Raw genomic sequence first — 25,592 nt, 5'->3', positions numbered from 1 at the left:
GATCTATACTCTCTCAATCACCATGGCGACACCTTGGCCCACGCCAATGCACAGGCTAACCAGCGCATAACGGCCGTTGCCATGTTCCAGCTGCCGCATGGCCGTCAGGGCCAGGCGAGCACCGGACGCACCCAGCGGGTGGCCCACCGCAATAGCGCCGCCATTCGGGTTAAGGCGTTCGTCATCTCCGGCCAGGCCCAGCTGCTTACAGCAGCCCAGCACTTGGGCGGCAAACGCCTCGTTAATTTCGATTACATCCATCTGGTTCAGCGTCAGGCCCGCCCGGGCCAGAGCCTTGTTACACGCGGCCACCGGTCCCAGCCCCATCACACGGGGCGCCACACCAGCAACCGCACCGGCCAGAATACGGGCACGCGGGGCAATGCCAGCCGCTTCGCCGGCGGCGCGGGAACCGACAATCAAGGCCGCAGCACCGTCATTCACTCCCGACGCATTGCCGGCAGTGATAATGCCCCCCTCAACAATCGCCGGCAGTTTGGCCAGCTTATCTACGCCGGTTCCCGGGCGCGGATGTTCGTCGTCGGCCACCGTCAGCGGTTCTTTCTTACGCCCCTGCGGCACGGTTACCGGGGTAATTTCTTCATGGAAAAATCCCCGCTCCCGGGCGTCTTCATAACGCTGCTGGGACTGCGCTGCAAAACGGTCCGCGGCTTCGCGATTAATGCCCAGATCCGCTGCCACGTTCTGCGCGGTCTCTGGCATGGTATCGCTACCAAACTGTTGGAGAATGTTCGGATTGGGAAAACGGGCACCGATGGTGCTGTCAAAAATCGTCATATCACGGCTGAAGGCTTTTTCCGCCTTGGCCATGACGAAGGGCGCGCGGCTCATGGATTCCGTGCCGCCGGCAACGATCAAATCGCCCTCTCCCACAGTCACCATACGGGCGGCATCCAGGGTCGCCGCCAGGCCACTGCCACAGAGCCGGTTCACGGTAATCCCCGCCACCGATTCTGGCAGGCCCGCGAGCAGACCGGCATGGCGAGCCACGTTACGGGCATCTTCACCGGCCTGATTGGTATTGCCGATCACCACGTCTTCATAGCCACTGCCATCGAAAGCGTTGCGCGCGACCAGCTCACGGATCACCCCGGCCAGCAAGTCATCTGGCCGCACCGGTGCGAGCGCACCACCATGGCGACCAAACGGGGTTCGCAAGCCATCGTAGATATAGGCATCAAGCATAAGCATTCTCCGAATGTGCAGCAGGCTTCACGTAACACGCAACAACGCGTTAACGCTTCTGATCAGAACTGTCGCCGTGCCCGCGAATCCGCGGTCGGGCGCGACCAAAAGAGACAGCCAAATCCACTAGCTTCCAGCGCGTTGTTGCCTGTTACGTGAAGCGTGTTGCGGCCATTTCGTCCGCTATGCGGAATGATGTTTTGAAACTTGACGGGCAGAATAGGCCGTGACAGAGTGCGATGCAAGTGGTGCAAGAGAGCCGTCACGGCTCGGATCGCACCCAGCCGACAAGAACCCGTCGTTATCGCCCCGAACCATTATCGCCGCCGGACCCAGCCATGATTCGTGATGCCGAAATCCTCTCCCAACTGACCGACACCATTGCCCGTTTTGTACGCGAACGACTTGTGCCTGCCGAACAGCAGGTGGCCGAGAGCGATACTATTCCCGACGACATTGTCGCCGACATGAAGGCTATGGGGCTATTCGGGCTGTCGATTCCGGAAGAGCTTGGCGGACTCGGGCTGACCATGGAAGAGGAAGTCATGGTGGCCTTTGAACTGGGTCGCACCTCCCCCGCGTTTCGATCATTGATGGGCACCAACAACGGCATCGGCGCCCAGGGCATCCTGATTGACGGCACCGACGAACAGAAACAGAAATACGTGCCCCAGCTCGCCACCGGGGACGTAATCGGCGCCTTCTGCCTGACCGAACCGGACGTGGGCTCCGACTCCGGCGCAGTGAAAACCCGCGCCGAAAAAGACGGTGACCACTACATTCTCAACGGTACCAAACGCTTTATCACCAACGGCCCCCACGCCGGCCTCTTTACCGTGATGGCACGCACCAACCCGGACATCGAAGGCGGTGGCGGCGTTACCGCCTTTATCGTCGATGGCGACACCCCCGGCATTCAGCGAGGCAAAGCAGACGTAAAAATGGGCCAGAAAGGCGCCCACACCTGCGACATCATTTTTGAAAATTGCCGAGTCCCCGCAGAGAACATTATCGGCGGACAGGAAGGCAAGGGGTTCAAAACCGCCATGAAAGTGCTGGACCGGGGCCGGCTGCATATTTCGGCCATCTGCGTTGGCGTTGCCTACCGGCTCATCGAGGACGCGGTGAATTTTTCTGCCGAGCGCAAACAGTTCGGCAAGCCCATCATCGAACACCAGCTGATTCAGGCCATGCTAGCGGACTCCCGCGCTGAAGCTTTCGCCGGCCGCTCCATGGTGCTGGAAGCGGCCCGTAGTAAGGACCGGGGTGAACGCGTCAGCCTGGATGCCTCTTGCTGCAAACTGTTCTGTTCGGAAATGGTGGGGCGTGTGGCCGATCGCGCCGTGCAGATTCATGGCGGCGCAGGTTATATGGCTGACTATCCGGTGGAACGCTTCTACCGCGATGTGCGCCTGTTTCGGATTTACGAAGGCACCACCCAGATCCAGCAAATTGTCATCGCTCGGGAGCTGGCACGGCAGGCGGGGAATAGTTGAAAGTTCAAAGTTGAAACGCGAATCACTGTTTCTGCCAATTGAACAAAGCCCGAACCGCGCCGACATGCCGTATTCACTATGCAGGCATAGTGAATACGGCATTTAATCGCGGGCACTGATTTCATCAATTACCTTTGACCCTGAACGCGCCTTTCAACTTTAAACTTTGAACTTTCAACTTCCCCATGCCCCTGACCCGCACTCTCGATTACACCCTCCCCCTGTGCATGATCGGCACGATCCTGTTTCTGGTGTTCGATCTGGACGCAGGAGCCTGGCTGGCGCGAATCGCTCTGCTGCTTTACCTGCTGGTGCAATGGCCTCGGCAGGCACGGATGGCAAAGGGGATTTTGCTCGTCGTTGTGACAATGGCGGGTGTTGTTATCTGGCGTCAAGCCCAGCCTGTTCCGGTTTTACTGCATGCCCTGGATCGCCTCTGTTTTTTTGCCACCTTTGTTTCATCCCTGGGCCTGCTGCGCGTCTCTGCCATGCGCTCGCGACTGGTTCGCGATGCCGGACAGACCTTGATCCGCCAGAAGCCCGCCCTGCGCTATCCCACCCTTTCTCTGGGGACCGCACTGTTCGGCATCATTATCAACATCGGGGTACTGAACCTGTTCGGCGCCATGGTAATGCGCAGCAACACTCTCAAGGCGGCTGGTGGCCACGATGATATCCAGCAAGCCCGCGAACGGCGGATGATGCTGTCCATTTTGCGCGGCTTTGCCCTGGCCCCTCTGGTGTCGCCTCTGGGGGTGACCATGGCAGTCATTCTCGCCAATATGCCCAGCCTCACCTGGGCCAGCCTGGCGCCGGTGGCGCTGCCCACCGCCGGGCTCTTTTTTCTACTTGGCTGGTGGCTGGACTGGCAGCTCAGACCCAAACAACTGGCGCAACGGGTACCTGCAACACAGCCTCCCTCGCTATCGCCGCTGATTCGCTTCACCTTGCTGGCCCTGCTGATCACACTGAGCGTATTTGCCGTCGCCCTGGCGGGGAATCTGCGTTTACCCGTCGCCGTCCTGATCGCCTGTCCGCTTGCTGCCATTCTGTGGATGGCAAAGCAAAGGCGGCGACTCGGCGGCGGCACCGGGCTGCGACGCTCGTTCACCTTGCTAGCCCGACACTCGCGCTTAATCTTCGGCGCTAATCGAGGGGAAATTGCGGTGCTGGGCGGCTCAGCCTGCCTGGGCGCATTGATTACGCCCCTGGTGGATCAACATGTCCTGCACGAGCTGCTACTGGCCACCCATCTGCAAGGCGCCGCCATGGCCGTGGCAGCCATGTTGCTGGTGGTCGGGTTAGCACAGGTGGGCCTGAACCCGATTGTGTCTGTCACCCTGCTGGCTTCATTGCTGGGTGACAGCGTCGGGGTGGATCCAAGAATTCTGGCCGTCGGTCTAATGTGCGCCTGGAGCCTGTCGATGATCTCCTCGCCCTTCACCGCCTCCATGCTAGTGCTCAGTCAGATGATTCACCGCTCGCCCTATCGCATCGCCTGGCGCTGGAATGGTCTCTTCTTTGCGCTGGTGGTGCCGATGCTGGCGTTATGGATTGCAATGCTGGGGCAATGGTTATGAGAGCAGTTGAAAGTTCAAAGTGTAAAGTTGATAAGCGCGAAAAATGGCGCAGCCATCCGGTAAATGCTTTCGCCCGCGTTTCCGCCAAACACGCAACGCGGGCAGGGCTTAACTGTTCACGCCAGGCTCGCCCGAACTTTTTAACTTTACACTTTGAACTTTCAACTCACCCTCTGATCAGGCCGCGAAGTGCCAGATTCCATCGCAGTCTTCACGCTGCACTCGGCCCTGCTCCAGCAGGCAATTAAGGTGCGCAATGCTCTCGCCCATGGCAAACATCATTTGCTGCACATCCAGTTGCCGTTTAAACATTACCGGCAGCACATCATGCGCACTATGCGGTTGATCACGGCAGGCGGCCTGCACCTGATCCAGTTGCTCAGCATGGTGATCCACCAGCGCATTAATCCGCGTATGCAGGCCCCGAAAAGGCAACCCGTGGGCGGGCAACACCAAGGTGTCTTCCGGCAGCGCATCACGGATTACCGTCAGGCTATCCACAAAGGCGGTCACCGGATTGGCGTCCGGCTCCGTGGGGCGCACCATCAAGTTACTGGAAATAGTCGGCAGCACTTGATCGCCACTGAGCAACAACCGGTCGGTGCTGCGGTACAAACACAAATGCTCTGGTGCATGGCCGCGGCCGATATACACCAGCCAGCGTTCACCATTGATGGTCAACGTGTCGCCCTCGGCCACAAATTCCGGGCTCTCAGGCAAAGGCATCACCACCCGGCGAAAGCCGTTGCCTTTACCCGCCACTTTATCCAGGTCTTCTCCTTGCAGGCCGTGGCTACCCAGAAACCCCTTGAACCGCTCAATGGTCTGGGCGTCCGTTGCCACACAGATATCAGTTGCCAGTTGCCACTCGCCACGACTCATGATTACCGGCGCATCGCACTGCTGCTGCAGCCAGCCCGCCATACCCAGATGATCCGGGTGATAATGGGTAACGATCACCCGGGTGACCGGCTTGCCATCGAGGTGCTCTACCAGCAACTGCTGCCAGATTTCCCGGCTGCGCCGAACACCGAGGCCGGTATCCACAATCACCCAACCCTGGTTATCTTCCAGCAACCAGAGGTTGATATGGTCGAGCGCAAAGGGCAGCGGAAAACGCAGCCAGAAAACCCCCTCGGCCACCTTGAAAGGCTGACCTGCCGGCGGCAGGTCAGTAAACGGGTAGATTAATGGGGAACTCGTCATAACGTTTTCCTTTTACTGCTAATACGGCAAATAGGAGCACAACCATGCGTGCCTGGTGTATTGAAGATAAGCAACTGCAACTGGAGACCCTGCCCGACCCGCAACCCGGGCCGGAGGAAATCCGCGTACAGGTCAAAGCCATTGGCGTAAACCGGGCAGACCTGCTGCAAGTGCTGGGCCGCTACCCGGCACCACCGGGCACCAGCAGCCGTATCCCCGGACTCGAGTATGCAGGCGTTGTCAGTGCCGTTGGCGAACGAGTACAGCAACGTAAAGTCGGTGATACGGTGATGGGGCTGGTACCGGGTTGTGCCTATGCCGAGCAGATCATCACCCATGAGCGCGAGGCCCTGACGGTGCCTGAAGGCATGGACTTTGCCCGCGCTGCCACGCTGCCGGAAGCGTTTCTGACCGCCTACCGAGCACTGTTTCTGGAAGGCGGACTGCAACCGGGACAGTGGTGCCTGGTGCGTCCGGCCACCGCGGGCGTCGGCCTCGCCGCCACACAGCTGGCCAACACCCTCGGCGCCCGGCCCATCGGCAGCAGCCGGGACTTGAGCAAACTCGACACCGCCAACAACATGGGCCTTGCCGCCCAAGTGTGTGAAGACGGCACCCTCACTGCCCAGCTCAACGCCATTACCCATGGCGACGGTGTCGCGGTAATTCTGGATATGGTCGGCCCGGACTGGAACGATCTGCTCGGTGGTCTGCGTACAGAAGGCAGCTTGGTGAACATCGGCGTCCTTGGCGGCTTGAACACAGAGCTGAATCTGGGCGCTCTGCTGATGAAACGCCAGACCCTGAAAAGCATGACCATGCGCAGCCAACCGCTGGAAAACCGCATTCGCCTGGCGCAGATTTTCAATGACCGGCTGGCGCCACTGTTTGCCAGCGGCGCCCTGCTGCCCCTGCCGCTGGAAACCTTTCCCTTTGAAGACGCAAACGCTGCCCACGAGCACATGGCCAGCAACGACTTTAGTGGCAAGCGCGTGATCGTTGTCGAATAATCGATGGGTCAAAGGGTGCATTGCGGCCCGCAGGAAAACAGTATTCGGAATACTATTTCACATTTTATTCCTGCGCCTCAATGACCAAAACAACCACTGCGACGGACCCGCAATCCTCCCAAGCTGGCCCAAGCGAAGCGGCAAGTGGCAAGTGGCAAGGCAAACTCTGCGGCCGTTATCCAACCCGCACTTTCCCAAACCAAAAAAAAGCGGGTACCCAAGGAGGGTACCCGCTGAAAGACACCACTAAGGGGTTAGCGGTGTGCGCTACAACACGGTTTGAAGCCGTTAACTCTTTTTACGAGCCTGGCGTTTCGGGGCAGGTTTTTCGGGCTTTTCCTCGGCGTGATCCAGTGCCTGAGTCAATTCCTGCACCCGTTGTTCAAGCTGTTCGACCTCCCGTTTATTGGGCAGGCCTAAACGGGATAAAGCCTTGTTAAAACGATCATCAAAGGCTTTTTCCATTTTATCCATGGTTTCGCCCGTATGGTGGCGAACCCGTTCTTTAATCTCTTCCACCCGGGACTCAGTTTTATCCTTGGTGTGCCGCTCTACTTCGCGGCCCGCTTCCACCAAGGCATCAAAAAAACCGCTGCCCTCTTCTTCGGCGCGAGCAAAAGCGCCCAGACCGGCGAGCCAGATCTGATGGGTGTACTTGCGAATGTCTCGTGAAGCCCCGCTCAGGGCTTTCAGCGGGTTTTGACGCCCGTCTTTTTCGTTCTGGTTCTGTTCTTGGTCGGACATGGTCCAAACTCCCGAAGGCAATTCCACGAGCGAATGCAGCGGGAAAACAACACACAAGCATCATCAGCGCGCGGGGTAAATTATAGGGGGGTAGTGCCACTGGACAGCGGCACATTGTCGAACAATAAAACAGTATTAGCCAGGAGATCTCTTCCTGTTAAGCCAAGTGCGTAGAATCCAGACAATCGACACGATAATGGCACTATTCGCCGGCATCATCCTTGTCGGTGGAGCCTTGCCGACGGCCGCTAATCAAGCCAACGCCACGGGCCAGATCCCGAGCCCTTTCACGGATGACTTCCCGTGAGCGCCCGGTCAGCAAATCCATGAAGCGCTGCCGTAATCGTTCTTCAAGTTGCGCTGCGCCTTCTTTAAGACGCCGATCCACCTTGCGCTCAAGCCGGGGGCCCAACCAAAAGTGGCCGATAATCCCCAGCACTATCAGGGTGAGCAGCGAAGAGCCCGCCGCCGCCGCAAATAGCAACCACCCGAGGGTGGTCATGTCTATCTGCAGCACCTGCATTCAACTGACTCCAAACATGAACACAAGCTGGAAGACACCGGCCATGGCGCCGAGGAAGCCACCCACCACAATCAAGATCCATTCGTCTTCCTGAAAAGCGGGGCGCAACAAATCCTGAAACTCATCGGAGCTCAGCGCCTGCATGCGCTCGGACATAAGCCGTTCGACAACCTGCCCGCGCTCTTTGTTGAATCCCTGGTCTTCAAAGGGTTCCACCGCCAGGTCTACTGCCTTTTCTTCCACCGCCTTTTTCAGGTCAGCGTACCCTTCCGGGCCCACCGTGAGCTGGGCCGCAGTACGCACAATTCCGCCATTCAACAGGGGTTTCAAGTGGCGCTTGATTAGCGCTTTGGTGCGATCACCCCGCGGCCCATTCACCACCTGGTACATGATATTGCGTAAGGTGATGACCTCGTCGGTGGACAGGCGCGCAAAGGATTCGGCCACATCCTTCTGGCGCTTCAGAAATAGCCCCTGAATACGGAATGGCCCAACCTTTACGGGATTCAATGGGCGAAAAATCAGATTCAAGGCTAACCAGTTGGTGGCAATCCCGACAATAAAGCCGAACAGCGGCAACACCCAGTTCTCTGGCATAAAAATAAAGACGGGCACTTGGATCAGGCCGAACAGAAAGCCGAAATACAAGCCGGAGTTGGTCACAAAGCGGAATTCGGGATCACCCACTTCGCGGAACATCTGAACCATGAGCTGTTTGTCTTCGCTCATCTGGGTGACAACCATGTGTTTCATGTCCACCAGGCTGTCCAGGTTACGGCTGATATCGTCGACCACATTGTCCATCACCGCCGGAATGGCCCGACGGGCGCGGCTATAAACCCGCTTGCGCACTAACAGCGGCAGGTTTTCCCACAGCACCGCATTGCGCTCGGTCATGACTTCGTCAGTGTATTCTTCGATGCGAACCTGAACGGTACGGGTGAGGTGGGCGGCGATTTTTTCCGGTTCCATTTCGCGGAAGAATTCGTCCAGGCTGCCCAGCTTCGAGAGTGCCTTGTCCACCACGATGCCGGCCATCTTTTCCACCTTGGAGGGAATGATGCCCTGCCAGCCGAAAAAAGGGCGGATACCCAGAAATTCCAGGGGATAGAATGTCATCTGCACGGCCATCCAGTTGGTTGTCCAACCGACGGCACCAGCGATGAACGGAATACTGACGTACTTCCAGAAATCCGGGTACGCAAGCAAAGAGTCCAGCATGTAAAAAAAACTCCCCTCCAAGGGCTGGTGCACTGTAACTCGACAGTGCCAAGGCGAACAGGTCCCGTGTACACCCATCCAAGTCAAAAAAGCCAATGTTGTTTAATTATGAAAATGCATAGTATAGGGAGCCGTCATGCCAAATATAAGCGCCATCGCGTAATTTTTGGCAACAAAACGGGATCGAAACATCTCTTCGGCCCAACATAAAGACAGGACTGCGCTGCCACCATGCCTGAAACCGGTAGTTTCCCCCAGCTTATTGTGCTCGGGGGCCTGGAAAGTGCTCTAAACCAGGCCCTCACCGGGACACAACAAGGGCGAGAACGTCTCGCCGCCCTCCATGGAACCGTGGTGCGAATCCGTGCCGAACGCCCGCGTTCGGTCCTGTATGTGCTGATTTATGAAGACGGCGTGGAGCTGCTCACCGACTATGAAGGCAATGTGGACATCCGGGTGCGTGGCCCGCTGGGTGGCATGGTGCATTGGCTATTCGCCAGCGAACCGCTGGAAGAGCACGACTCATTGCGTATCACCGGCAGCGAAGAGCATGTGGTCAAACTGGCCGAACTAATTGACCAGTTCAGCCTCTGGCCGCTGATGCGCAACTGGCTGGACGACCATGTGCGACTCAAGGAGCTGCTGGCGCTGCTACGCCGGGAGGATCCGGTCTGGCTGGAGCAGCTGGCCACTCTGCCTCAGCAAGTGGGTCAGCTGGCAGAACAGGTGGCGCGGCAACAATTGCTGCAGGAAGACATTCTTGATGAGCTGCGGCAACTGCGTGGCGAATTCCGGCGGGCACGCAAACTGGATCAGTTCTTTACCCTCACTGGCATGCTGCTGATTTTGCTGTCACTGATGAAAGCCTCCAACCTGTGGGAAACCACTTGGCACGCGCTACAACAGGATTTCCTCTCCCTGGCCATGCTCAGCCTGGGTATCGCCTGCCTGGTCATTCGTTTACTGCCCAAACGGCTTCAATAAAAGCCCAACGCTGGAAGCCTGACGCTACAATCCTGAACCGGCAACCCGGGCCACAGTCAGGGTCTGTCCTTGCGTCCGAAAATCTGGCCCAGACGCTCACCAACCATCTCGGCACTGGTGCGCGCCAGATTACGGCTGGCGCCTTCCAGTAATTCCTTGGAAGGCAAATTGCGCACTCCTTCCACCAACCCCCGACGAACCCCTTCCTCGACCCGGTCGGAGAGAACTTGTGCAGCTTTCTCTACCTGCTCATCCAGCTCCCGTTGCAGGCTGTCACGCAACCGGGGCTGAAAGTAGAAATGTGCCCACACACCCACGGCCACCAGTGTGAACAGGGAACTAAGTAGCGCCGACGCGACAATCCAGGTAACTGACATGATTGATCCTTCTGAGTGAAACCCGTTTCGGGCCACGCATGCTGGCAACTGTTTGCGTAACAGTGCCCGGCATTGTTGTTACATAGAGTATGCACCCGATGTCGAAAAGCCGCGAACCCGCTAGAGTCATCCTAGCGGGAATGGAAGCCTACAACGTTGAGCAGGATGCCATCATAATCTCTGGTCCCGAGGTGCCAATGACTGCCGTGACAAGCCCGCAACGCGCAGAAAGCCATAGCCAGCATGTTTTACAACAAGCCTTATCGTTTTGCCGGCGACACAAGCAACCCCTCGCACTCCTTGCCATCGACCTACAGGAGTTGAAAACACTGCGGGCAGAAATTGGCGAGCACTACATTTCCCCACTGCTCGGGCAATTCTGCGAACAGCTGCATAACCGCAAGCGCTGTGAAGATATCCTGATTACCACGCGCAGCAATCAGGTGGTGTTTCTGGCACTGCCCGGCACCAACGCTGACGGCGCCGATCTCGCCGCCGAGCGGCTACTGGACTGGCTTAATCATCATGAATTCAAGCTCGATGAGTTTCGTGTCACGCTGAATGTGCGCATTGCCGTCCATGTACACAGCGGCGCGGACAACGAGGGCACCGGACGACTGGTGAATGATACCCTGAAACTATTGCGCCAACCCGCGGAGCGCGGCCAACGCATTCTCTCCCCCCAAGCACAGAAACAACGCAGCCGGCAAAGTCAGCCCCCTAAAAAAACGCAAGAGGATGAGCGGAATCAGCGCCAAGCCCTCAGTGATGCGTTACTAACACTGGTCCGGCAAGATGGCCTGCTCGACACCCTGGCACCAATCATCAACGCCCTGGATGAAAGCGCACGTCTGGAGCTTGTGGGTCACCTGCTCGACGCATCCACACGAACCAGCCCGCCCACAAAACCTTACGGTTTTCGGGCAACCAACACCGCCCGGCGTGGCGCCGGGTAACCTTCACGGGTAAGAGTGTGGTCGTCCGGGTCGAGAAAATCGGGAAGCGACTGGAAACGCATCCAGTCCGTGGATCGCTGCTCCTGCATCGTGGTATTGCTTTCGTCCACGCATCGCACATCCACAAAGCCACACCGTTCCAGCCAGCGAGTGAGCATGGCCACTGAAGGCAAGAAAAACACATTGCGCATGACCGCATAGCGATCTTCCGGCATCAGCACGGTACGCTCGTCCCCTTCCACCACCAGGGTCTCCAGCACCAGCTCACCGCCGGCGCACAACGCACCTTTCAATTCCAGTAAATGGTCCAGCGGTGAGCGCCGGTGGTACAGCACACCCATGGAAAACACCGTATCAAACTGCCCGCCCTCTGCCGGCAGCTCTTCCATGCGCAGAGGCAGGAACCACACCGGTAATTCAGGGGCAAAACGGCGTACTGCCAGATACTGCACCAGAAACAGAATGGTCGGATCGATCCCCACCACCGCACTGGCCCCGGCCGCTGCCATACGCCAGCAGTGGTAGCCACTGCCACAGCCCACATCGAGAATGCGCCGTCCCGCCAACGGCGACAAATGCGGCGCCACCCGTTGCCATTTCCAGTCCGAACGCCACTCCGTTTCCACCGGCACCCCGAAGAATTCGAACGGCCCTTTACGCCAGGGGATCAACCCCTGCAACGCCTGCTTCACCACCTCCGGGTCTTGCTCTCCGGCACCGCCAATGGTCAGGGTATTTTGATCCAGAGCGCACTCGGCCGGCCCCGCCGGCAAGGCGTCCAGGGCGGCCAGCCAACGCGGCAAATCACCGTGGGGGCGATCAACCAGACGCTCCTGTGACAGCGTCATCACTGCGGACAAGGGTTGCGGAGAAAACAGAGGCGCAAGCCCGCGTTCGCAGGCCTGAAGGTAATCGGTAAGCATCAGCGCACGGCCAGTAATGAGATGAAATTAAAACAACGGAACCAGACATGAATGTGCCGATAGCCCGCCTTTTTCAGGCGCGCCTCGTGATCGGCCACGGTTTCCGGGATCAACACATTTTCCAGCGCGGTCCGCTTCTGGCTGATTTCCAGATCGGAGTAACCATTATTGCGTTTAAAGGCATGGTGCAGCTCGGTCTGCAGTGCATTTTCTGCCTCATTGGCAAAACGGATTTTTTCCGACAACACCAGAATGCCTCCTGGCACCGTGGCATCCGCCAGGCGCTGAATCAGGGCATCGCGCTTTTGCGGGGCGATGAACTGCAAGGTGAAATTTAGCACCGCCATGGAGCAAGGCGCGAAGGCCATCTCGGCCACATCACCTTCTTCCAGTGCCACCCGATGAGCCTGCCCCGCATCAGACAGCAAGGTAGCCGCCTGCTCGATCATGGCGCGGGAGTTATCCACGGCCACAATATCGTTACCCGTTTCTTCGGTCAGCGACGCCATGGCCGTGGCCGCCGCGCCCAGGGAGCAACCCAGGTCATACAGGCAGGTATCAGGCTGAGCATAACGGGCCGCCAGCACCCCGATCATATCGATAATGGTGGGGTAACCCGGCACCGAACGACGAATCATGTCCGGGAAAACCCGCACCACCGTATCATCGAAGGAAAAACGCGCCACCTGCTGGTGGGACGTGGCGTAAATGCGATCATGCTGGTCTGACATAGAGGCCCCGGTATTCATCTGCGAGCCGATTATAGCGGGGTGGGGAGCCGGGGAGAAACGGCTGCGAGCGCAGCCGTCTGAAAAAACCAAAAACGTGAAGTGACAGGAACGGTGATTACTTCAGGCTGACCCGCAAATTGGGGTTAAAGTCTTCGTCGGCCAAATCATCCAGGTAACTGTCGACAAAATCCCGAGTCGCGGTATCACTGTCAGCGCCGAGGCGTGCCAAGGCCTCGCCCAGGCTCACCGTCTGGCCGTTCAGGCTCACCCGAGAAACCGACAGGCTCAGGCCCAGATCAATCACCGCATATTCCAGGTTCTCCGCCTGCCGGCCTTTGACCATATGGGAAAGCACGCTGCCCCCATCCTGACACGTGACAGAAAGCAGGGACTCACCCGCGGTCATTTGCACTTCCCCGGTTTCGATCATCTGATCCACCAGCACACCAAAAGCACTGTCTTGGGACGCCGCCTGACACAGGCGTCCCTCCACCCCCGGATTCAACTGAGCCTGGGCAGGCAACATAGCGGAAAGAGTCAGAATAATTGCAAATAAACGCATATTTCACCTCATTTCTCCCCGTTGCGAGCCCCATTGGCTTTCACAGCAAGAAATCAATAAATCACAATGCCGGTATTGCGGCGCGCATTATACGAACTAATGCGTACACATGTTAACCATTTTTACCCATTAATCCGGCAGAAAAATGACATTCATTAACCCAATAAACTGAGGGAATTCACAACATGTTCATAAATAATACTTAGCATTCAGGCAGGCAAAAGGATAGGTTTCGGCACGGTGCTTGCTTGCATGGTCCGTAACCATGGGGATTATCTTTCGGATGCTGAACATGCAATCAATTCGCCACCACTCATCATTCTCGTTCCTCACCGTCAGCGCTGCGGCTCTCACCGCCTGTGGCATTGGTCTGACGTTTAATGATGTTCAATGGCAACTGGTCAGCATGGCCAGTTTTTTCAGCGGCGTTCTACTAGCCGCATGTGCCTGCCTGTTGCACGCTATACGCCGACACCGGGCCTGGCGTATTGAAGGCGTTATTCTGGTAACCCTGATGGCCCTGGTACTATCCGAACCGCTGTTACCCGCGGCTATGCAAGACACGCTGATCTACCTTATGCCGTAACGCCCAGATACTGGGAAAGGGCCTGTTTCATGGCCGCCAGGGACAGGGGTTTGATCAATTGCCCATTCATGCCAGCCTGGGACACCCGGCCGCCATGCTCGGTAATGGCATGCGCACTCAGCGCCAGCATCTGGCAAGCAGGCCAGCCATTCTGAACCTCCAGTTCACGGATATGATAGGCGCTGGCAAACCCGTCCATCACCGGCATATCCAGATCCATCAACACCAAATCCAGATCCCCATCCTCAGCATCAAAGCAATCAACACCCTGCTGGCCATCTTCCGCAATAATGATATGTGCGACGCCCAGCCTCTCTAAATAGCCCTTGGTGACCATCTGGTTTACCGGGTTGTCTTCCACAATCAGGACACGCAAGCTGGAGATAGATTCCACCGCCACCGGGTCGGTGACGATCGGGATCGCCCCCGGCACATAACTGCCCAGTAATTGCTGAAGGTCGCTGACCGTCACCACTGAACGGCGCAGTACGCGCACCTCTTCGGGCAACCAGTTAGGCGCCTCACAACGCATGCCCATCAGCAGCAAAACCTGAATACGGGCCGGGTTCAGGCGCACCATCTGCAACGCTTCGTCGAGTAACGCCTGCTCCGGCAAGCCATTGATCAACAAAATGCCACTGCGAGCGTCCCCATTCCCCTCCGCCAGTTGGCCCGCACTTTCCACCACCTTCACGGTTTCAAACCGCGGGTCATCAGCCAGCCAATCCGCCAGGCTTCCCTGTACATCCCAAAACCAACTGGCTGGCGGCAGCTCGGCCATCATCGGGATTTCGTCCTGTTCGCTGGCCATTTGGATGCTAAAGCTGAACCGGGACCCCAGCCCCGGAGCACTTTGCACATGAATCTCTCCGCCCATCAGCCCCACCAGTTCGCGACTGATAGACAGCCCCAACCCCGTACCGCCATAACGACGAGCAGTATTGGCGGACGCCTGGGAAAAACGTTGGAAAAGTTGCGTTTGCTCGTCCTGGGTCAGACCAATACCCGTATCGGTAACCGCAAAGGTGTATAGCGGGGCTTCACCGCCGTGACGACGGCATACCAGTGACACCACCACCCGCCCATTGCGGGTGAATTTCACTGCGTTACCGATTAAATTGATCAGGATCTGACGCAGCCGGATCGCGTCCCCCACTACATCCGACGGGGTGTGCGGGTCCACATCCAGAATCACCAGGGTGCCATTATCGCTGGCGGGCAAATTGAACATCTGCACGCATTCCGCCAGCAACGTCGGCAGGTCAAAACATTCTTCGACCAGTTGCAATTTGCCCGCTTCAATCTTGGCAAAATCCAGCACATCGTTGATCAGCGCCGTGAGGGTTCGGCCAGCGCTGTCGATCAGGCTGATATATTCCTGCTGCCGGGGTGACGGGTCGGTCTCACGCAACAATTCCGCCAGACCTATGACGCCGTTCAGTGGTGTGCGAATTTCGTGGCTCATACGGGCCAGAAACAAGCCCTTGGCCTGGCTCTCGGCGCGGGCATTGATCGCCCGGTAACTGGCCCGGTACACCAACAACGCCGACCCCAACACCAGCACATAAAGCAACACGATACCCAGCATCATCCAGACCGTGGCCCGGGCCTTTTCCTGGCGAGCATTGCTGAGCAGCTGGTCCGCCAGGGAAATCAACGTGGCGGACATCCCGTCCAGTGATTTCATGGCACCGCGGCTGCGGTCGTAGGCATCCTCCCAGGACACCTGAATTCGCGGCGCCAGGATCAATTCCTGCTCGGACCAATCCAGAAACGACAGCAACCCGCCCTGCACCAACCGCCACTGTTGCTGCAACTCAATGGCACCGGTACGTGCTACCAGCGCCTTGATTTCACTGTCGATGATGGTCATCTGGTGCTGTAGCCGCTGCCAGGCGTTTTCCAGCCGCCGGGCATCATTATCCCCCAGGTAACCGCCACGCAGGCTTACATAGAACCCCAGCGCCCGAATCAGACCAATGTCTTCCTGGGCTTGCCGGAAGGACCCCAACGGCAGAGACAACACCTCATTGGGTTCCAGCCCCTCACCAATCGACAGGTCCGAAACAAACAGCACCGTAGACAAGGCATTGCTCAACCGCTGGGTAATCTGGTTGACGTTATCGAAGGGGCCGACCACGTCCTCCATGGGGATACCGGTTTTCACCGTCAGGTCGCGCCAGGCTTCACTCAGCAAGCCGCCCTGATCATTCAGCCCCGGAATATCGCGCTGGCGGACAAGCTTCAGGAAAGCCAGCAAACGGCTGCCGGCACGGGAGCGGCTCAGCTCAAAACGGGAGACGATTTTCGGCTCCTGGGTATGAATTGCCACCGGGGCCAAGTCGCGCATCTCATTCAGCGGCGGGAACGCCGCCAGCCCTGCTTCGAACAAGCGTGCATCTTCACGCATGGTATCGTAGGTATCCAGCATCCCCAGGCGATGCTGAATCAAAAGTACCGACGCGATGGCGAACGGCACGGTGATCAGCGCAAACAGCAACAACATGGCCGCGCTGGTCCGCAGGCCGGTAACCGGTAAGCCCGGTGCTGACTGCGGCCTGTCTGGCGACACATTATGTGATGGCTTTTCCATCGGCCTGCCCTGAAAACGGTTATGCTCGTAGTTTGCCACTACTGAGGCTTTGCCACATCTCTGCACACAACGGCATATCCCTTATAACAAGATGTTTACCTTGCCCTATGCTACGACCCATGAATGTAAAAGTTTGCTATCTCTTGCCGGCCTTCACACTGGCCGTTCTACTATCTGGCTGTGCCGACAAGCCCGTGGAGCAAAGCCCGGACTCACCGCTTAACGTGCAAAAGCTGGACAAGGTCACTCTGCAAGCCACGGGTTCAGAAAATCAGGCCCGCGCCCTGCCAGACAGCAAGGCGCAACTTGATCTGTATCAGGCACCCCAAACCCTGGCCGGCCTGCAGTTCGACGGAGAGATCAGCTCCGCACGCGCGCGCACCCTGCGTTACCGGGATGCGGAAGGCAAGGAGCAGCTTTCCCTCACCCTCTCAGGCTTACCCACGGGCTGGGATACCATGAACCCCCAGCGCGCCGTGGCGGGTTACTACAGCGAACTGCGACAGCGCCGGGTCGACAAGGCTCTCAGCAACAGCGCCAATGCGCTCAGCATCATCAGCGAACGCCTGGTCGATCTGGAAGGCAACCCCAGTGCCCAGTCTCAAATGCGCTGGGTAGAGCCCAACCGTCCGATTCAGAACCAGGCGTTACTGGTCACCCTGATCAACGACGACTTCATTCGTATCAGCAGCGCCAGCTACCGGCAGAAAACCGTCTGGCTCCTGCAGCAGGCAAAGCGAGTCTTGGCAGAGTTCAAAGCGGCCCAGACCATGCCGGCGCCATAAGCACAGCGTGTTATCCTGCTCACTGCGCGGCCGCTAACCACTTGGATCCCATGATCACGCCCCCGTTCCCTGCCCGATTGCACGGGCCTGATTGACCATGACTGAAATCAGCGCGCCCCTGCGCCCTAGCACACGACAACACGCCATTGTCATCGGCGCCGGACTGGCCGGTGCCACCACCGCCCGCGCCCTGGTCGAGCGAAACTGGCACGTGACCGTTTTGGACCCCCAGGGCATTGCCGCCGGCGCCTCCGGCAACCTGGCAGGCGTGGTGTATAGCACTGCCAGCCCGCACATGACGCCACAGAACCGTTTCTACCGGGACAGCTACCGCCACGCATTGCACTGGCTGCACCGTTACGGTTTTCCCGCCAACGACCGCGACGGCCAGCTCAATGGGGTCATCCAGCACTTTGTGAACGACAAGCAGCGAGACAAGCTCACTGCCGCCATGGACAGCGGTGCCTGGCCTGCCGATCTGCTCCGACCGTCGCCAGCAGGCAATGGCGTTGAACTGGTGGGCGGCGGTTACCTGCGCCCGGATCGATGGTGCCGGCACCTTCTTGATCACCCAGCCATCACATTGCTTGGTGACTCCGTAGCGTCGCTACAGGAAGGCACACCCGCCAGCGTACTTCTGGATAACGGCACCCCCCTGCACGCGGACGCAGTGGTGGTCTGTGCCGCGGGCGCCAGCCAGCAACTACCCGGGCTGGCCTGGCTGCCGCTCAAACACATTCGCGGTCAGGTCAGTTATTGCCAGGCCACCGAGGCTTCCCGGCAATGGCAGCAAGCCCAATGCCATAGCGGCTACCTGACGCCCGCACTGGATGACTTGCACTGTGTCGGTGCCACCTTTAATTTGCACGACAACCACCCCACCCCCACCGATGCAGATGACGCCGACAATCTGGCGCAACTGAAACACTACCTACCCGAGCATTGGCAAGCGTTAGGCGGGGAAACCATTGTCATCCAGGATCGGCGCGTGGCCTTTCGCTGCCAAAGCCTCGACTTTCTCCCCCTGTGCGGGCCACTGCCTGTGGCCACCGAGAACCCCCACCGCATCGCCACCGGCCTGTATTTGAACCTGGCCCATGGCAGTCGCGGTATTACCGGCACCCCCCTGTGCGCCGAGCTGCTAGCCGACCAAATTACCGGGCAACCGCTACCGGCGGATGCACAATTGGTTGACGCCCTGGACCCATCCCGGTTTATTGTTCGCAAACGAAAAAAACAACCTGAGTGGAAACCATGCAATTAATCAGCTTGCCTATTACCGCCCTGTACGCCGCCCTGTGCGGTTTTCTAGTCATCGCCCTGGCCGCCAACGTGGTCCGTTACCGGCTGGGTAAAAAAGTCTCACTGGGCGATGGTGGCCACAAAGACGTCACTCGCGCTATCCGCGCACACGGCAACACGGTGGAATACATCCCGCTGGCACTGATCCTGATGGCATTGCTGGAAATCAATGGCGGCGGCAGTAGCGCCCTGCATGTCTACGGTATCCTGCTGGTGGCCGGTCGACTACTCTACGCCTATGGCATGTTGGTCCCGCGCAGCAGCGCCAACCTGCCCCGCCAACTGGGTATCCTCACCTCCTGGCTTGTCATTGCCGGCACCGGCATCCAGCTGCTGCTGGTATAGCGACGCCCCGCGCCGGATGCCTGACGCTAAAAACAAAAGACGAAAAACTGAAATTCAGGTTTCGTACGTCACCGAATACAGCCCTGACAATATTCACTTTTTTATAGGGAACCTCTGAATAATTCCTGCATGCTCAGCGCGGCCTGAAGCGTGCAGGAATTATTCAGAGGTTCCCTGGAACTGGATTTATGCCCATCATTGTTCCCTGGAAAGATCTGCCACCAGAAACGCTTCACAACCTGATAGAGGAATTTGTGACTCGCGATGGCACGGATTACGGCGATACCGAAACCCCCACTGCCACCAAGGTAGAACAGGTACGTGGGCAGCTGAAGAAAGAGCTGGCATTTGTCGTGTTCGATGAAATCACGGAAACCGTTTCAGTACTGAGCAAAGAGCAGCTGAACGACGCGCAGATCCACGGCACGCCGTAACGCACCGCCGCTCATCATTGTGAAAGGCCAACACCGGGTTCGCGGTAATAGCGGATTAGAAAACGCCGTAGACGGACTCAACCACTGGCGCGCATACGCAGCGCCACCAATACCGTACGCAGGTGCGGCACGGGAACATTCAGCCGGTCCGCTATGGCGACCACATTGCCAAGAATCGCATCCAACTCGATGGGCCTGTCGTTCAGATAATCCAGCGCCATGGAGTTTTTATACGCGCCCATGGCCCGGGTGCCTGACAGATTCTTCTCGATAATGCCGTCCGGCATGGGGTAGCCATCGGCCTGGGCCACCGCGATCACCTCTTCCATCAAGGTGCGAATTAACCCTTCGCCGCCCGGCGCATCGAGCATGGATAAGGTGTCGGCCCCATTGGCCAGCACACTCAACGGATTGAACGGGGTATTCCAAACGCACTTGCGCCACCGCTCCCCCACCACCGCATCGGTGCCGTTAATATCAATGCCGCCATCACAAAACAGCGCAGCCAATTGCTCACAGTGGCGATCAAAACCCTGGGGGAAATTGCCCATGACCAACTGCCCATAGGCCTGGTGATTCACCGTACCCGGCCCGGTGCGGCTCACCGCAATAAACGCCAGACAACTCACCAACGGATTGCGAGGGAAGGCCTCCGCCAACTCACGCTCAATATCCAGACCATTCTCAATTAACACCAGCCCCGTGTGCTCCCCAAGCCAGGGGCGCACCAGTTCAGCCCGGTCGACACCTGGCAAGACTTTGACACACAGCAACACATAATCTGGCATCTGCGCAGGGGTATCACCCGGTTGGTAGACCTGATCCGGCGTCCACGACAAGTCACCCAGCGGGCTGGTAAAACGAAATCCGTTGGCCTTCACCGTGTCGTAATCCGAACGAAGCACCACACTCACGGAACAGCCCGCCCGTTTCAGAATCGCACCATAGAAACTGCCAATGGCACCCGCACCAATCACCAGAATATCAGGCTTATCACTCTCGCTCTTTTGGTTCATCGTGTCTGCTCTCCCAAACGTCGAATACCCTGCTGCATGGCGCGCAGTGGCAACATCGCCACCACGAAAATGGCCAACAACAACAGGAATGCCATATCAAAGCCCGACTCAAACGCTTGCGCTGCTGACGCAGACGGCCGGTCTTGTGCAAAGGATTCACTGAAAAACTGAATACACAGGGCGCACAGATTTACGCCCAGTGCGCCGCCAATCTGGCGGCCGAAATTAAAAATGCCTGAGCCCTGGGGAATCAGGCCCGGAGGCAACAGCCCCAGTGCGCCGGTGGAGGACGGCGGCATCATCAACCCCAGCCCCACACGACCCAGTAAGGTCCACCACACCAGCCACACCGCCGACGTGCCCAGGTTGGCCCCGGCCATCAGCGCCATGTTGAAGATAAACAACACCAACCCGGCGGCCATGATGCGCGCTTCCGGGAAGCGATCGGTCAAATGTCCGGCCACCGGAAAAGTGAATGCCATGGCCAGGCCCGCGGGCATCAGCATCAGCCCTGCACTGGCCGCGCTCTCGCCCAACACCTGCTGAAAATACAACGGGGTAATATAGGTAGACGCAAATACCCCGGCACCAATCACCATCGACATGAGGAAGCTGCCGGTGAACCCCCGATAACGAAACACCCGAAGATCCATCAACGGATGCCGCAAACGGGTTTGCCAATAGACAAAAAAAACAGATAGCCCCAAGCCACCGAAGAACGCCATAAGTAGCACCGGGTCCAACCAGTCGCGGCGGTGGCCATTAGCCAACGCCCATAGCAAAGCAGTGATACCCAACGCCAGTGTAATCAGTCCCACTGCGTCAAGCCTGACCGGCGCCGCCTCTTCTTCACGTCGGGGCAAGTAACGGGCGGCCATCACCATGCCGACAACACAAGCCGGCAACACCACCAGAAACACCGCCCGCCAGGACAAGGTATCCACCAGCACACCACCAATGGCCGGAGCAATCGCCGGACCCAATACAACGCCCAGCCCATAGATACCCATAGCCTGGCCGCGGCGATTGAGGGGAAAAACCTGAAAGATGGTAATCATGGCCAGAGGCTGGATCAGCCCGGCCAACAAGCCCTGCCCCACCCGGGCCGCCACCAGCAACGAAAAATGCTCGCTGGCAGCGCCAATGACGGATACCACCACGAACAGCCCCATGGCCAACAGGTAAGCGCCACGGGCACCGAAACGTTGGGTGCACCAGGCATTGAGCAGCATGCCGACGGTCATAGCCGCCAGAAAGCCGGTGGCCAGCCAGTGCACTTGATCCTGCGCCAGCTGGAACTCGGTCATGATGGTGGGGATCGCCACATTGATAATAGTGGATGCCAGCACCACGGACATCGTGCCAAGCATCACCGTTATCGTTGCGAGCCAGCGGTAGCGCGGGCCATGCAGAGCAAAAAGCGCCTGGACCTGCGCATCCACTGTTGCCATTACCGGGAGGTATCTTCGCTGACCTGTACCAGCAGTTTGCCCCGGTTACGGCCTTGCAGCAGCCCTTGGAAAGCCTCCACGGTATTATCCAGCCCTTGCACCACATCTTCCTGGTACTGAATCTTGCCCGCCTGCATCCAAGTGCTCATGTCGCGGACAAAATCTTTCATCAGGTGCGCATAATCAAACTGGATAAAGCCTTTGATCAGCACCCGCTTCACCAGCAGTTTGGTGAGGAACGCCGGCAACTGATCCGGCCCCTGGGGCGCTTCGGTATCGTTGTAATGAGCGATACGACCGCACAGAGGAATCCGTGCGAAATCGTTAACCAGCTTCATCACCGCATCAAACACCTTGCCACCCACGTTTTCAAAATACACGTCGATGCCATCCGGGCACGCGGCTTTAAGCTGAGCCTCGAAATCGTCGTCCTTGTAATTCACACAGGCATCAAAGCCATAGGCATCCACCACGTGCTGGCACTTGTCCGGCGCACCGGCGACGCCGACCACACGACACCCTTTGATTTTGGCGATCTGGCCAACGATCTGGCCTACTGCACCACTGGCTGCAGACACCACCACCGTTTCGCCTTCTTTAGGCTGACCGATCTCCAGTAAGCCGGCATAAGCGGTGAAACCCGGCATGCCGAGCACACCCAGTGCCGTGCTGATGGGCACCTGTTTCGGGTCCAGCTTGCGCAGCATCTCTTTACCCTGCACCGAATATTCCTGCCAGCCACCGAAACCCAGCACATAGTCACCGGCTTCATAGCCTTCCAGGTGCGATTCCACAATCTGGCCCACTGTACCGCCCTGCATCACATCACCCAGCTCCACACTGGCCGCATAGGACTTGGCCGGGCTCATGCGCCCACGCATGTATGGGTCCAGCGACAAGTAGATGGTCTTGATTAGCACTTGGCCGTCTTTTGGCGAAGGCATCGCACCGTCTTTCAATGGCAGATGCTCAGGCTGGGGCATCCCCTTCGGGTACTCGGATAAAATAATCTGGCGATTTACACTCATGCTTTCTCTCCCGTAAAACGTAAAGCAGTAAAAGTCAGTCCATACACTGGGGGACGACAGGGCTGCTTCAAATGATTGAATGCACGGATTGTCGTTTCAAGCCGTCCCAGTGTCGTTAGCGGCCGCCACTGACAACGAAAAAGGGCGACCGAAGTCGCCCTTTTTCGTTTACTTATGCTGCATCGTCATCCACATCCAACAAGCTTTCCAGCTGCTGCATGTGATAACCCAAATCACCCAACTGGTGATCGATGAGCACAATCCGCTTGGCGTAATGGGCCACTGCGGTTTCTTCCATCATTCCCATACCACCGTGCAACTGGATGGCTTCTTCCGCCACCTTGCGGCCGGACTTGCCGATGATCGCCTTGGCGGCAGCCACACGCTTGGCGCAAACCTGGGCTGGAGCGTCCAGAGAACAGGCCGCAAAGATGGTCATGGAACGTGCTTTTTCCAGTTCCATGCGCATTTCCACCATGCGATGCTGCAGCGCCTGGAATTTACCGATAGCCACACCAAACTGCTGACGCTCCTTGATGTAGGCCAGCGTGTGATCACAAGCCACTTCCATGGCACCGGTGGCCTCGGCACACAGGGCAACAATACCCAGCGCCAGGGACGCTTCCAGCGCATCAATGGCCTTGCCTGCTTCGCCCAGCAGTTCGCCCGGTGCATTGTTCAGGGCAATTTCCGCTGCGCGCAGCCCGTCGATGGTTTCGTAACCACGGCGGCTCACGCCCTCTGCGTTAGCATCCACAATAAACGCGGACAAACCATCACGGTCCGTACCGTTGCCGCCGGTACGGGCAATCACCACCAGCTGGTCGGCGCTGTCACCGTGGAGCACTACGGCTTTATTACCCGTCAGGCTGTAGCCATCGCCGCTTTTCTCAGCGGTGGCAGCCACATGGGTGTGGTCGTAACGGCCTTCGGGTTCGTAAGCGGCCAATGCCAGGCGCAGCTCACCACCAACAATGGCGCTAATCAGTTTTTCTTTCTGGGCATCGCTGCCCAGTGAATTGATCAGCGTCCCGCTCAATACCACTGTGGCCAGGTAGGGTTCCAGCACCAGACCGCGGCCAAAGCCTTCAGCTACCACCATCAACTCCGGGCCACCGCCGTTGAAGCCACCGAAGTCTTCGGAGAACGGCACACCCAACAGGCCCAGCTCGGCAAATTGTTGCCACATTTCAGCGGAATAACCCAACTCGCTGGTGCGGGCTTTCTCGCGTACGTCGAAGGGATAACCATCGCGAACCAGACGGCCCACAGTCTCTTCGAGCATGCGCTGTTCATCGCTCAGTTTAAAATCCATGCTCAATACTCCTTACAGACCGAGAATCATCTTGGCGATGATGTTCTTCTGAATTTCATTGGAACCGCCAAAGATCGACAGCTTGCGCATATTGAAATAGGTAGCAGATACCTTGTTGGCAAACGCCGGGCCAACCTGCTCACCTTCATAATCCGCCTCGAAGGTTTCCGGCAGGAACGGCTGGGCGTAAGGACCAGCGGCACGACGGAACAGGTCAGTAATTTCCTGGCGCAGTTCGGTACCCATGATTTTCAGGAAAGAACTTTCAGCACCCGGGACACCACCCGCCTGGGCCGCAGCCACAGTACGCAGGTTGGTCATTTCCAGGGCCATCAGTTCCATTTCCACATCCGCCACCCGATTGCGGAACAACGGATCTTCAATCAGCGGTTTGCCGTTCTGCTGTACCTTGCGAGCCACTTCCTTGAGGTGCTTAAGGGCAGCCTTGGACTGGCCCACACCAGCGATACCGGTACGCTCGAAGGTCAACAGGTACTTGGCACAGGTCCAACCCTTGTTCTCTTCACCCACCAGATTTTCCACTGGCACTTTCACCTCGTCGAAGAACACTTCGTTAACTTCGTGCTCTCCGTCCAGGGTGATCAGTGGGCGTACGGTGATGCCCGGGGTGTTCATGTCGATCAGCAAGAAAGAAATGCCTTCCTGTTTTTTGGCGCTGGGATCGGTACGCACCAGGCAAAAAATCCAGTCCGCATGCTGGCCCAGTGTGGTCCAGGTTTTCTGGCCGGTGACAACGTAGTGATCGCCTTCACGCACGGCCTTGGTTTTCAGGCCCGCAAGGTCAGAACCGGCACCCGGCTCCGAGTACCCCTGACACCACCACACATCGCTATTAAGGATGGAGGGCAGATATTTCTGTTTTTGCTCTTCGGTGCCGAACTTGATGATCACCGGAGCGACCATGTTCACACCGAACGGCAGCACCCCCGGCGCACCGTATTCCGCACACTCTTCTTCAAAAATATGCTTCTGAATCGGCGACCAGCCAGTGCCGCCATGCTCTTTCGGCCAGTGCAGGGCCATCCAGCCTTTTTCGTTGAGAATTTTCTGCCAACGCACGGAGTCATCTTTGCTCAGGTGCTGGCCGTTCTTTACTTTGCTGGCGATTTCTTTCGGCAGCTTGGTATCCAGAAAACTGCGCACTTCATCACGAAATGCCAGTTCTTCCGGGGTAAAGTTAATATCCATGATTACCTC

At 57.9% G+C, this 25,592-nt stretch carries 25 protein-coding genes; 10 read left to right on the top strand and 15 right to left on the bottom strand.

The features are described from left to right. Nucleotides 1–3 precede the first annotated feature (3 nt). Nucleotides 4–1,206, bottom strand: a complete 1,203-nt coding sequence (locus tag ABNH18_RS06740) for a 3-oxoadipyl-CoA thiolase (RefSeq protein WP_349382078.1) — start codon at nucleotides 1,204–1,206, stop codon at nucleotides 4–6. A 338-nt stretch (nucleotides 1,207–1,544) separates the two neighbouring features. Between ABNH18_RS06740 and ABNH18_RS06735 the strand changes: the two genes are divergently transcribed. After that, a complete protein-coding gene (locus ABNH18_RS06735; RefSeq protein WP_349382077.1) occupies nucleotides 1,545–2,702 on the top strand; it encodes an acyl-CoA dehydrogenase family protein in 1,158 nt (385 codons plus the stop codon). A gap of 185 nt (nucleotides 2,703–2,887) precedes the next feature. After that, on the top strand, nucleotides 2,888–4,282 hold the full coding sequence (locus tag ABNH18_RS06730; RefSeq protein ID WP_349382076.1) for a hypothetical protein: 1,395 nt from the start codon (nucleotides 2,888–2,890) through the stop codon (nucleotides 4,280–4,282). Between the two features lie 177 nt (nucleotides 4,283–4,459). On the opposite strand, the gene ABNH18_RS06725 is transcribed toward ABNH18_RS06730, so the two are convergent. Beyond that, nucleotides 4,460–5,488: an MBL fold metallo-hydrolase gene (locus ABNH18_RS06725; protein WP_349382075.1), complete on the bottom strand. Its 1,029-nt coding sequence runs from the start codon at nucleotides 5,486–5,488 to the stop codon at nucleotides 4,460–4,462. A gap of 44 nt (nucleotides 5,489–5,532) precedes the next feature. On the opposite strand from ABNH18_RS06725, the gene ABNH18_RS06720 reads away from it, so the two are divergent. Continuing rightward, a complete protein-coding gene (locus ABNH18_RS06720) occupies nucleotides 5,533–6,498 on the top strand; it encodes an NAD(P)H-quinone oxidoreductase (RefSeq protein WP_349382074.1) in 966 nt (321 codons plus the stop codon). Between the two features lie 288 nt (nucleotides 6,499–6,786). On the opposite strand, the gene ABNH18_RS06715 is transcribed toward ABNH18_RS06720, so the two are convergent. The 3 genes from ABNH18_RS06715 to ABNH18_RS06705 all read right to left on the bottom strand — a co-directional run bounded on the left by ABNH18_RS06715 (nucleotide 6,787) and on the right by ABNH18_RS06705 (nucleotide 8,986). After that, nucleotides 6,787–7,242 (bottom strand): phasin family protein, encoded by a 456-nt coding sequence (locus ABNH18_RS06715; protein ID WP_349382073.1) that lies wholly within the window; start codon nucleotides 7,240–7,242, stop codon nucleotides 6,787–6,789. 202 nt (nucleotides 7,243–7,444) lie between these two features. After that, nucleotides 7,445–7,765 carry a hypothetical protein gene (locus ABNH18_RS06710; protein ID WP_349382072.1) on the bottom strand — a complete coding sequence of 107 codons (321 nt, stop codon included), beginning with the start codon at nucleotides 7,763–7,765 and terminating at the stop codon, nucleotides 7,445–7,447. Next, the gene (locus ABNH18_RS06705) at nucleotides 7,766–8,986 is read right to left on the bottom strand and encodes a DUF445 domain-containing protein (RefSeq protein ID WP_349382071.1); all 1,221 of its coding nucleotides are present in this window, start codon (nucleotides 8,984–8,986) and stop codon (nucleotides 7,766–7,768) included. A gap of 231 nt (nucleotides 8,987–9,217) precedes the next feature. On the opposite strand from ABNH18_RS06705, the gene ABNH18_RS06700 reads away from it, so the two are divergent. Next, nucleotides 9,218–9,970 carry an SCP2 sterol-binding domain-containing protein gene (locus tag ABNH18_RS06700; protein WP_349382070.1) on the top strand — a complete coding sequence of 251 codons (753 nt, stop codon included), beginning with the start codon at nucleotides 9,218–9,220 and terminating at the stop codon, nucleotides 9,968–9,970. A gap of 56 nt (nucleotides 9,971–10,026) precedes the next feature. Here ABNH18_RS06700 and ABNH18_RS06695 read toward each other — a convergent pair whose 3' ends face one another. Further along, nucleotides 10,027–10,347 (bottom strand): hypothetical protein, encoded by a 321-nt coding sequence (locus ABNH18_RS06695; protein WP_349382069.1) that lies wholly within the window; start codon nucleotides 10,345–10,347, stop codon nucleotides 10,027–10,029. A gap of 197 nt (nucleotides 10,348–10,544) precedes the next feature. Between ABNH18_RS06695 and ABNH18_RS06690 the strand changes: the two genes are divergently transcribed. Further along, complete coding sequence (locus tag ABNH18_RS06690; RefSeq protein ID WP_349382068.1) at nucleotides 10,545–11,303, top strand: GGDEF domain-containing protein; 759 nt, start codon at nucleotides 10,545–10,547, stop codon at nucleotides 11,301–11,303. Here ABNH18_RS06690 and cmoB read toward each other — a convergent pair. The 3 genes from cmoB to ABNH18_RS06675 all read right to left on the bottom strand — a co-directional run bounded on the left by cmoB (nucleotide 11,258) and on the right by ABNH18_RS06675 (nucleotide 13,519). After that, entirely contained in the window at nucleotides 11,258–12,226 is a 969-nt protein-coding gene (gene cmoB, locus ABNH18_RS06685) for a tRNA 5-methoxyuridine(34)/uridine 5-oxyacetic acid(34) synthase CmoB (RefSeq protein WP_349382067.1), read from the bottom strand. The genes ABNH18_RS06690 and cmoB overlap by 46 nt on opposite strands. After that, a complete protein-coding gene (gene cmoA / locus ABNH18_RS06680; protein WP_349382066.1) occupies nucleotides 12,226–12,957 on the bottom strand; it encodes a carboxy-S-adenosyl-L-methionine synthase CmoA in 732 nt (243 codons plus the stop codon). The genes cmoB and cmoA overlap by 1 nt, the downstream gene beginning before the upstream one ends. Before the next feature lie 115 nt (nucleotides 12,958–13,072). After that, complete coding sequence (locus tag ABNH18_RS06675) at nucleotides 13,073–13,519, bottom strand: hypothetical protein (protein ID WP_349382065.1); 447 nt, start codon at nucleotides 13,517–13,519, stop codon at nucleotides 13,073–13,075. A gap of 292 nt (nucleotides 13,520–13,811) precedes the next feature. Here ABNH18_RS06675 and ABNH18_RS06670 point away from each other — a divergent pair, with 292 nt between their 5' ends. Then, nucleotides 13,812–14,105 (top strand): hypothetical protein, encoded by a 294-nt coding sequence (locus ABNH18_RS06670; RefSeq protein WP_349382064.1) that lies wholly within the window; start codon nucleotides 13,812–13,814, stop codon nucleotides 14,103–14,105. Here the strand turns inward: ABNH18_RS06670 and ABNH18_RS06665 are convergent. Then, nucleotides 14,095–16,698, bottom strand: coding sequence for a hybrid sensor histidine kinase/response regulator (locus tag ABNH18_RS06665; protein ID WP_349382063.1), 2,604 nt, complete (start codon nucleotides 16,696–16,698; stop codon nucleotides 14,095–14,097). The two genes, ABNH18_RS06670 and ABNH18_RS06665, sit on opposite strands and share 11 nt — an antisense overlap. Nucleotides 16,699–16,817: 119 nt before the next feature. Here ABNH18_RS06665 and ABNH18_RS06660 point away from each other — a divergent pair, with 119 nt between their 5' ends. From ABNH18_RS06660 to ABNH18_RS06645, 4 genes are all read left to right on the top strand, one after another. Continuing rightward, nucleotides 16,818–17,483 carry a hypothetical protein gene (locus ABNH18_RS06660; protein WP_349382062.1) on the top strand — a complete coding sequence of 222 codons (666 nt, stop codon included), beginning with the start codon at nucleotides 16,818–16,820 and terminating at the stop codon, nucleotides 17,481–17,483. 97 nt (nucleotides 17,484–17,580) lie between these two features. Further along, entirely contained in the window at nucleotides 17,581–18,747 is a 1,167-nt protein-coding gene (gene mnmC1, locus ABNH18_RS06655) for an FAD-dependent 5-carboxymethylaminomethyl-2-thiouridine(34) oxidoreductase MnmC1 (RefSeq protein WP_349382061.1), read from the top strand. Beyond that, nucleotides 18,738–19,130 carry an MAPEG family protein gene (locus ABNH18_RS06650; RefSeq protein WP_349382060.1) on the top strand — a complete coding sequence of 131 codons (393 nt, stop codon included), beginning with the start codon at nucleotides 18,738–18,740 and terminating at the stop codon, nucleotides 19,128–19,130. The genes mnmC1 and ABNH18_RS06650 overlap by 10 nt, the downstream gene beginning before the upstream one ends. A 188-nt stretch (nucleotides 19,131–19,318) precedes the next feature. After that, nucleotides 19,319–19,564, top strand: coding sequence for a YheU family protein (locus ABNH18_RS06645; RefSeq protein ID WP_349382059.1), 246 nt, complete (start codon nucleotides 19,319–19,321; stop codon nucleotides 19,562–19,564). Between the two features lie 77 nt (nucleotides 19,565–19,641). Here ABNH18_RS06645 and ABNH18_RS06640 read toward each other — a convergent pair whose 3' ends face one another. The 5 genes from ABNH18_RS06640 to ABNH18_RS06620 form a co-directional block, all read right to left on the bottom strand. Next, nucleotides 19,642–20,580, bottom strand: a complete 939-nt coding sequence (locus ABNH18_RS06640) for a ketopantoate reductase family protein (RefSeq protein WP_349382058.1) — start codon at nucleotides 20,578–20,580, stop codon at nucleotides 19,642–19,644. Further along, a complete protein-coding gene (locus ABNH18_RS06635) occupies nucleotides 20,577–22,031 on the bottom strand; it encodes a DHA2 family efflux MFS transporter permease subunit (protein WP_349382057.1) in 1,455 nt (484 codons plus the stop codon). Before ABNH18_RS06635 ends, ABNH18_RS06640 begins: the two co-directional genes overlap by 4 nt. After that, the gene (curA, locus tag ABNH18_RS06630) at nucleotides 22,031–23,059 is read right to left on the bottom strand and encodes an NADPH-dependent curcumin/dihydrocurcumin reductase (protein ID WP_349382056.1); all 1,029 of its coding nucleotides are present in this window, start codon (nucleotides 23,057–23,059) and stop codon (nucleotides 22,031–22,033) included. Before curA ends, ABNH18_RS06635 begins: the two co-directional genes overlap by 1 nt. Before the next feature lie 172 nt (nucleotides 23,060–23,231). Continuing rightward, a complete protein-coding gene (locus ABNH18_RS06625) occupies nucleotides 23,232–24,374 on the bottom strand; it encodes an acyl-CoA dehydrogenase family protein (RefSeq protein WP_349382055.1) in 1,143 nt (380 codons plus the stop codon). A 12-nt stretch (nucleotides 24,375–24,386) separates the two neighbouring features. After that, a complete protein-coding gene (locus ABNH18_RS06620) occupies nucleotides 24,387–25,583 on the bottom strand; it encodes an acyl-CoA dehydrogenase family protein (RefSeq protein WP_349382054.1) in 1,197 nt (398 codons plus the stop codon). Nucleotides 25,584–25,592 lie beyond the last annotated feature (9 nt).

The organism is Alcanivorax sp., assembly GCF_040118815.1.
GTDB lineage: Bacteria > Pseudomonadota > Gammaproteobacteria > Pseudomonadales > Alcanivoracaceae > Alcanivorax.
Note: the sequence above shows the minus strand (reverse complement) of the source record. Positions and strands in the feature narration are given on the sequence as shown.

Bases quoted from the DNA above. Each gene is read 5' to 3' on its own strand.
- ABNH18_RS06740 (WP_349382078.1), bottom strand. From the start codon at position 1,206: ATGCTTGATGCCTATATCTACGATGGCTTGCGAACCCCGTTTGGTCGC.
- ABNH18_RS06735 (WP_349382077.1), top strand. From the start codon at position 1,545: ATGATTCGTGATGCCGAAATCCTCTCCCAACTGACCGACACCATTGCC.
- ABNH18_RS06730 (WP_349382076.1), top strand. From the start codon at position 2,888: ATGCCCCTGACCCGCACTCTCGATTACACCCTCCCCCTGTGCATGATC.
- ABNH18_RS06725 (WP_349382075.1), bottom strand. From the start codon at position 5,488: ATGACGAGTTCCCCATTAATCTACCCGTTTACTGACCTGCCGCCGGCA.
- ABNH18_RS06720 (WP_349382074.1), top strand. From the start codon at position 5,533: ATGCGTGCCTGGTGTATTGAAGATAAGCAACTGCAACTGGAGACCCTG.
- ABNH18_RS06715 (WP_349382073.1), bottom strand. From the start codon at position 7,242: ATGTCCGACCAAGAACAGAACCAGAACGAAAAAGACGGGCGTCAAAAC.
- ABNH18_RS06710 (WP_349382072.1), bottom strand. From the start codon at position 7,765: ATGCAGGTGCTGCAGATAGACATGACCACCCTCGGGTGGTTGCTATTT.
- ABNH18_RS06705 (WP_349382071.1), bottom strand. From the start codon at position 8,986: ATGCTGGACTCTTTGCTTGCGTACCCGGATTTCTGGAAGTACGTCAGT.
- ABNH18_RS06700 (WP_349382070.1), top strand. From the start codon at position 9,218: ATGCCTGAAACCGGTAGTTTCCCCCAGCTTATTGTGCTCGGGGGCCTG.
- ABNH18_RS06695 (WP_349382069.1), bottom strand. From the start codon at position 10,347: ATGTCAGTTACCTGGATTGTCGCGTCGGCGCTACTTAGTTCCCTGTTC.
- ABNH18_RS06690 (WP_349382068.1), top strand. From the start codon at position 10,545: ATGACTGCCGTGACAAGCCCGCAACGCGCAGAAAGCCATAGCCAGCAT.
- cmoB (WP_349382067.1), bottom strand. From the start codon at position 12,226: ATGCTTACCGATTACCTTCAGGCCTGCGAACGCGGGCTTGCGCCTCTG.
- cmoA (WP_349382066.1), bottom strand. From the start codon at position 12,957: ATGTCAGACCAGCATGATCGCATTTACGCCACGTCCCACCAGCAGGTG.
- ABNH18_RS06675 (WP_349382065.1), bottom strand. From the start codon at position 13,519: ATGCGTTTATTTGCAATTATTCTGACTCTTTCCGCTATGTTGCCTGCC.
- ABNH18_RS06670 (WP_349382064.1), top strand. From the start codon at position 13,812: ATGCAATCAATTCGCCACCACTCATCATTCTCGTTCCTCACCGTCAGC.
- ABNH18_RS06665 (WP_349382063.1), bottom strand. From the start codon at position 16,698: ATGGAAAAGCCATCACATAATGTGTCGCCAGACAGGCCGCAGTCAGCA.
- ABNH18_RS06660 (WP_349382062.1), top strand. From the start codon at position 16,818: ATGAATGTAAAAGTTTGCTATCTCTTGCCGGCCTTCACACTGGCCGTT.
- mnmC1 (WP_349382061.1), top strand. From the start codon at position 17,581: ATGACTGAAATCAGCGCGCCCCTGCGCCCTAGCACACGACAACACGCC.
- ABNH18_RS06650 (WP_349382060.1), top strand. From the start codon at position 18,738: ATGCAATTAATCAGCTTGCCTATTACCGCCCTGTACGCCGCCCTGTGC.
- ABNH18_RS06645 (WP_349382059.1), top strand. From the start codon at position 19,319: ATGCCCATCATTGTTCCCTGGAAAGATCTGCCACCAGAAACGCTTCAC.
- ABNH18_RS06640 (WP_349382058.1), bottom strand. From the start codon at position 20,580: ATGAACCAAAAGAGCGAGAGTGATAAGCCTGATATTCTGGTGATTGGT.
- ABNH18_RS06635 (WP_349382057.1), bottom strand. From the start codon at position 22,031: ATGGCAACAGTGGATGCGCAGGTCCAGGCGCTTTTTGCTCTGCATGGC.
- curA (WP_349382056.1), bottom strand. From the start codon at position 23,059: ATGAGTGTAAATCGCCAGATTATTTTATCCGAGTACCCGAAGGGGATG.
- ABNH18_RS06625 (WP_349382055.1), bottom strand. From the start codon at position 24,374: ATGGATTTTAAACTGAGCGATGAACAGCGCATGCTCGAAGAGACTGTG.
- ABNH18_RS06620 (WP_349382054.1), bottom strand. From the start codon at position 25,583: ATGGATATTAACTTTACCCCGGAAGAACTGGCATTTCGTGATGAAGTG.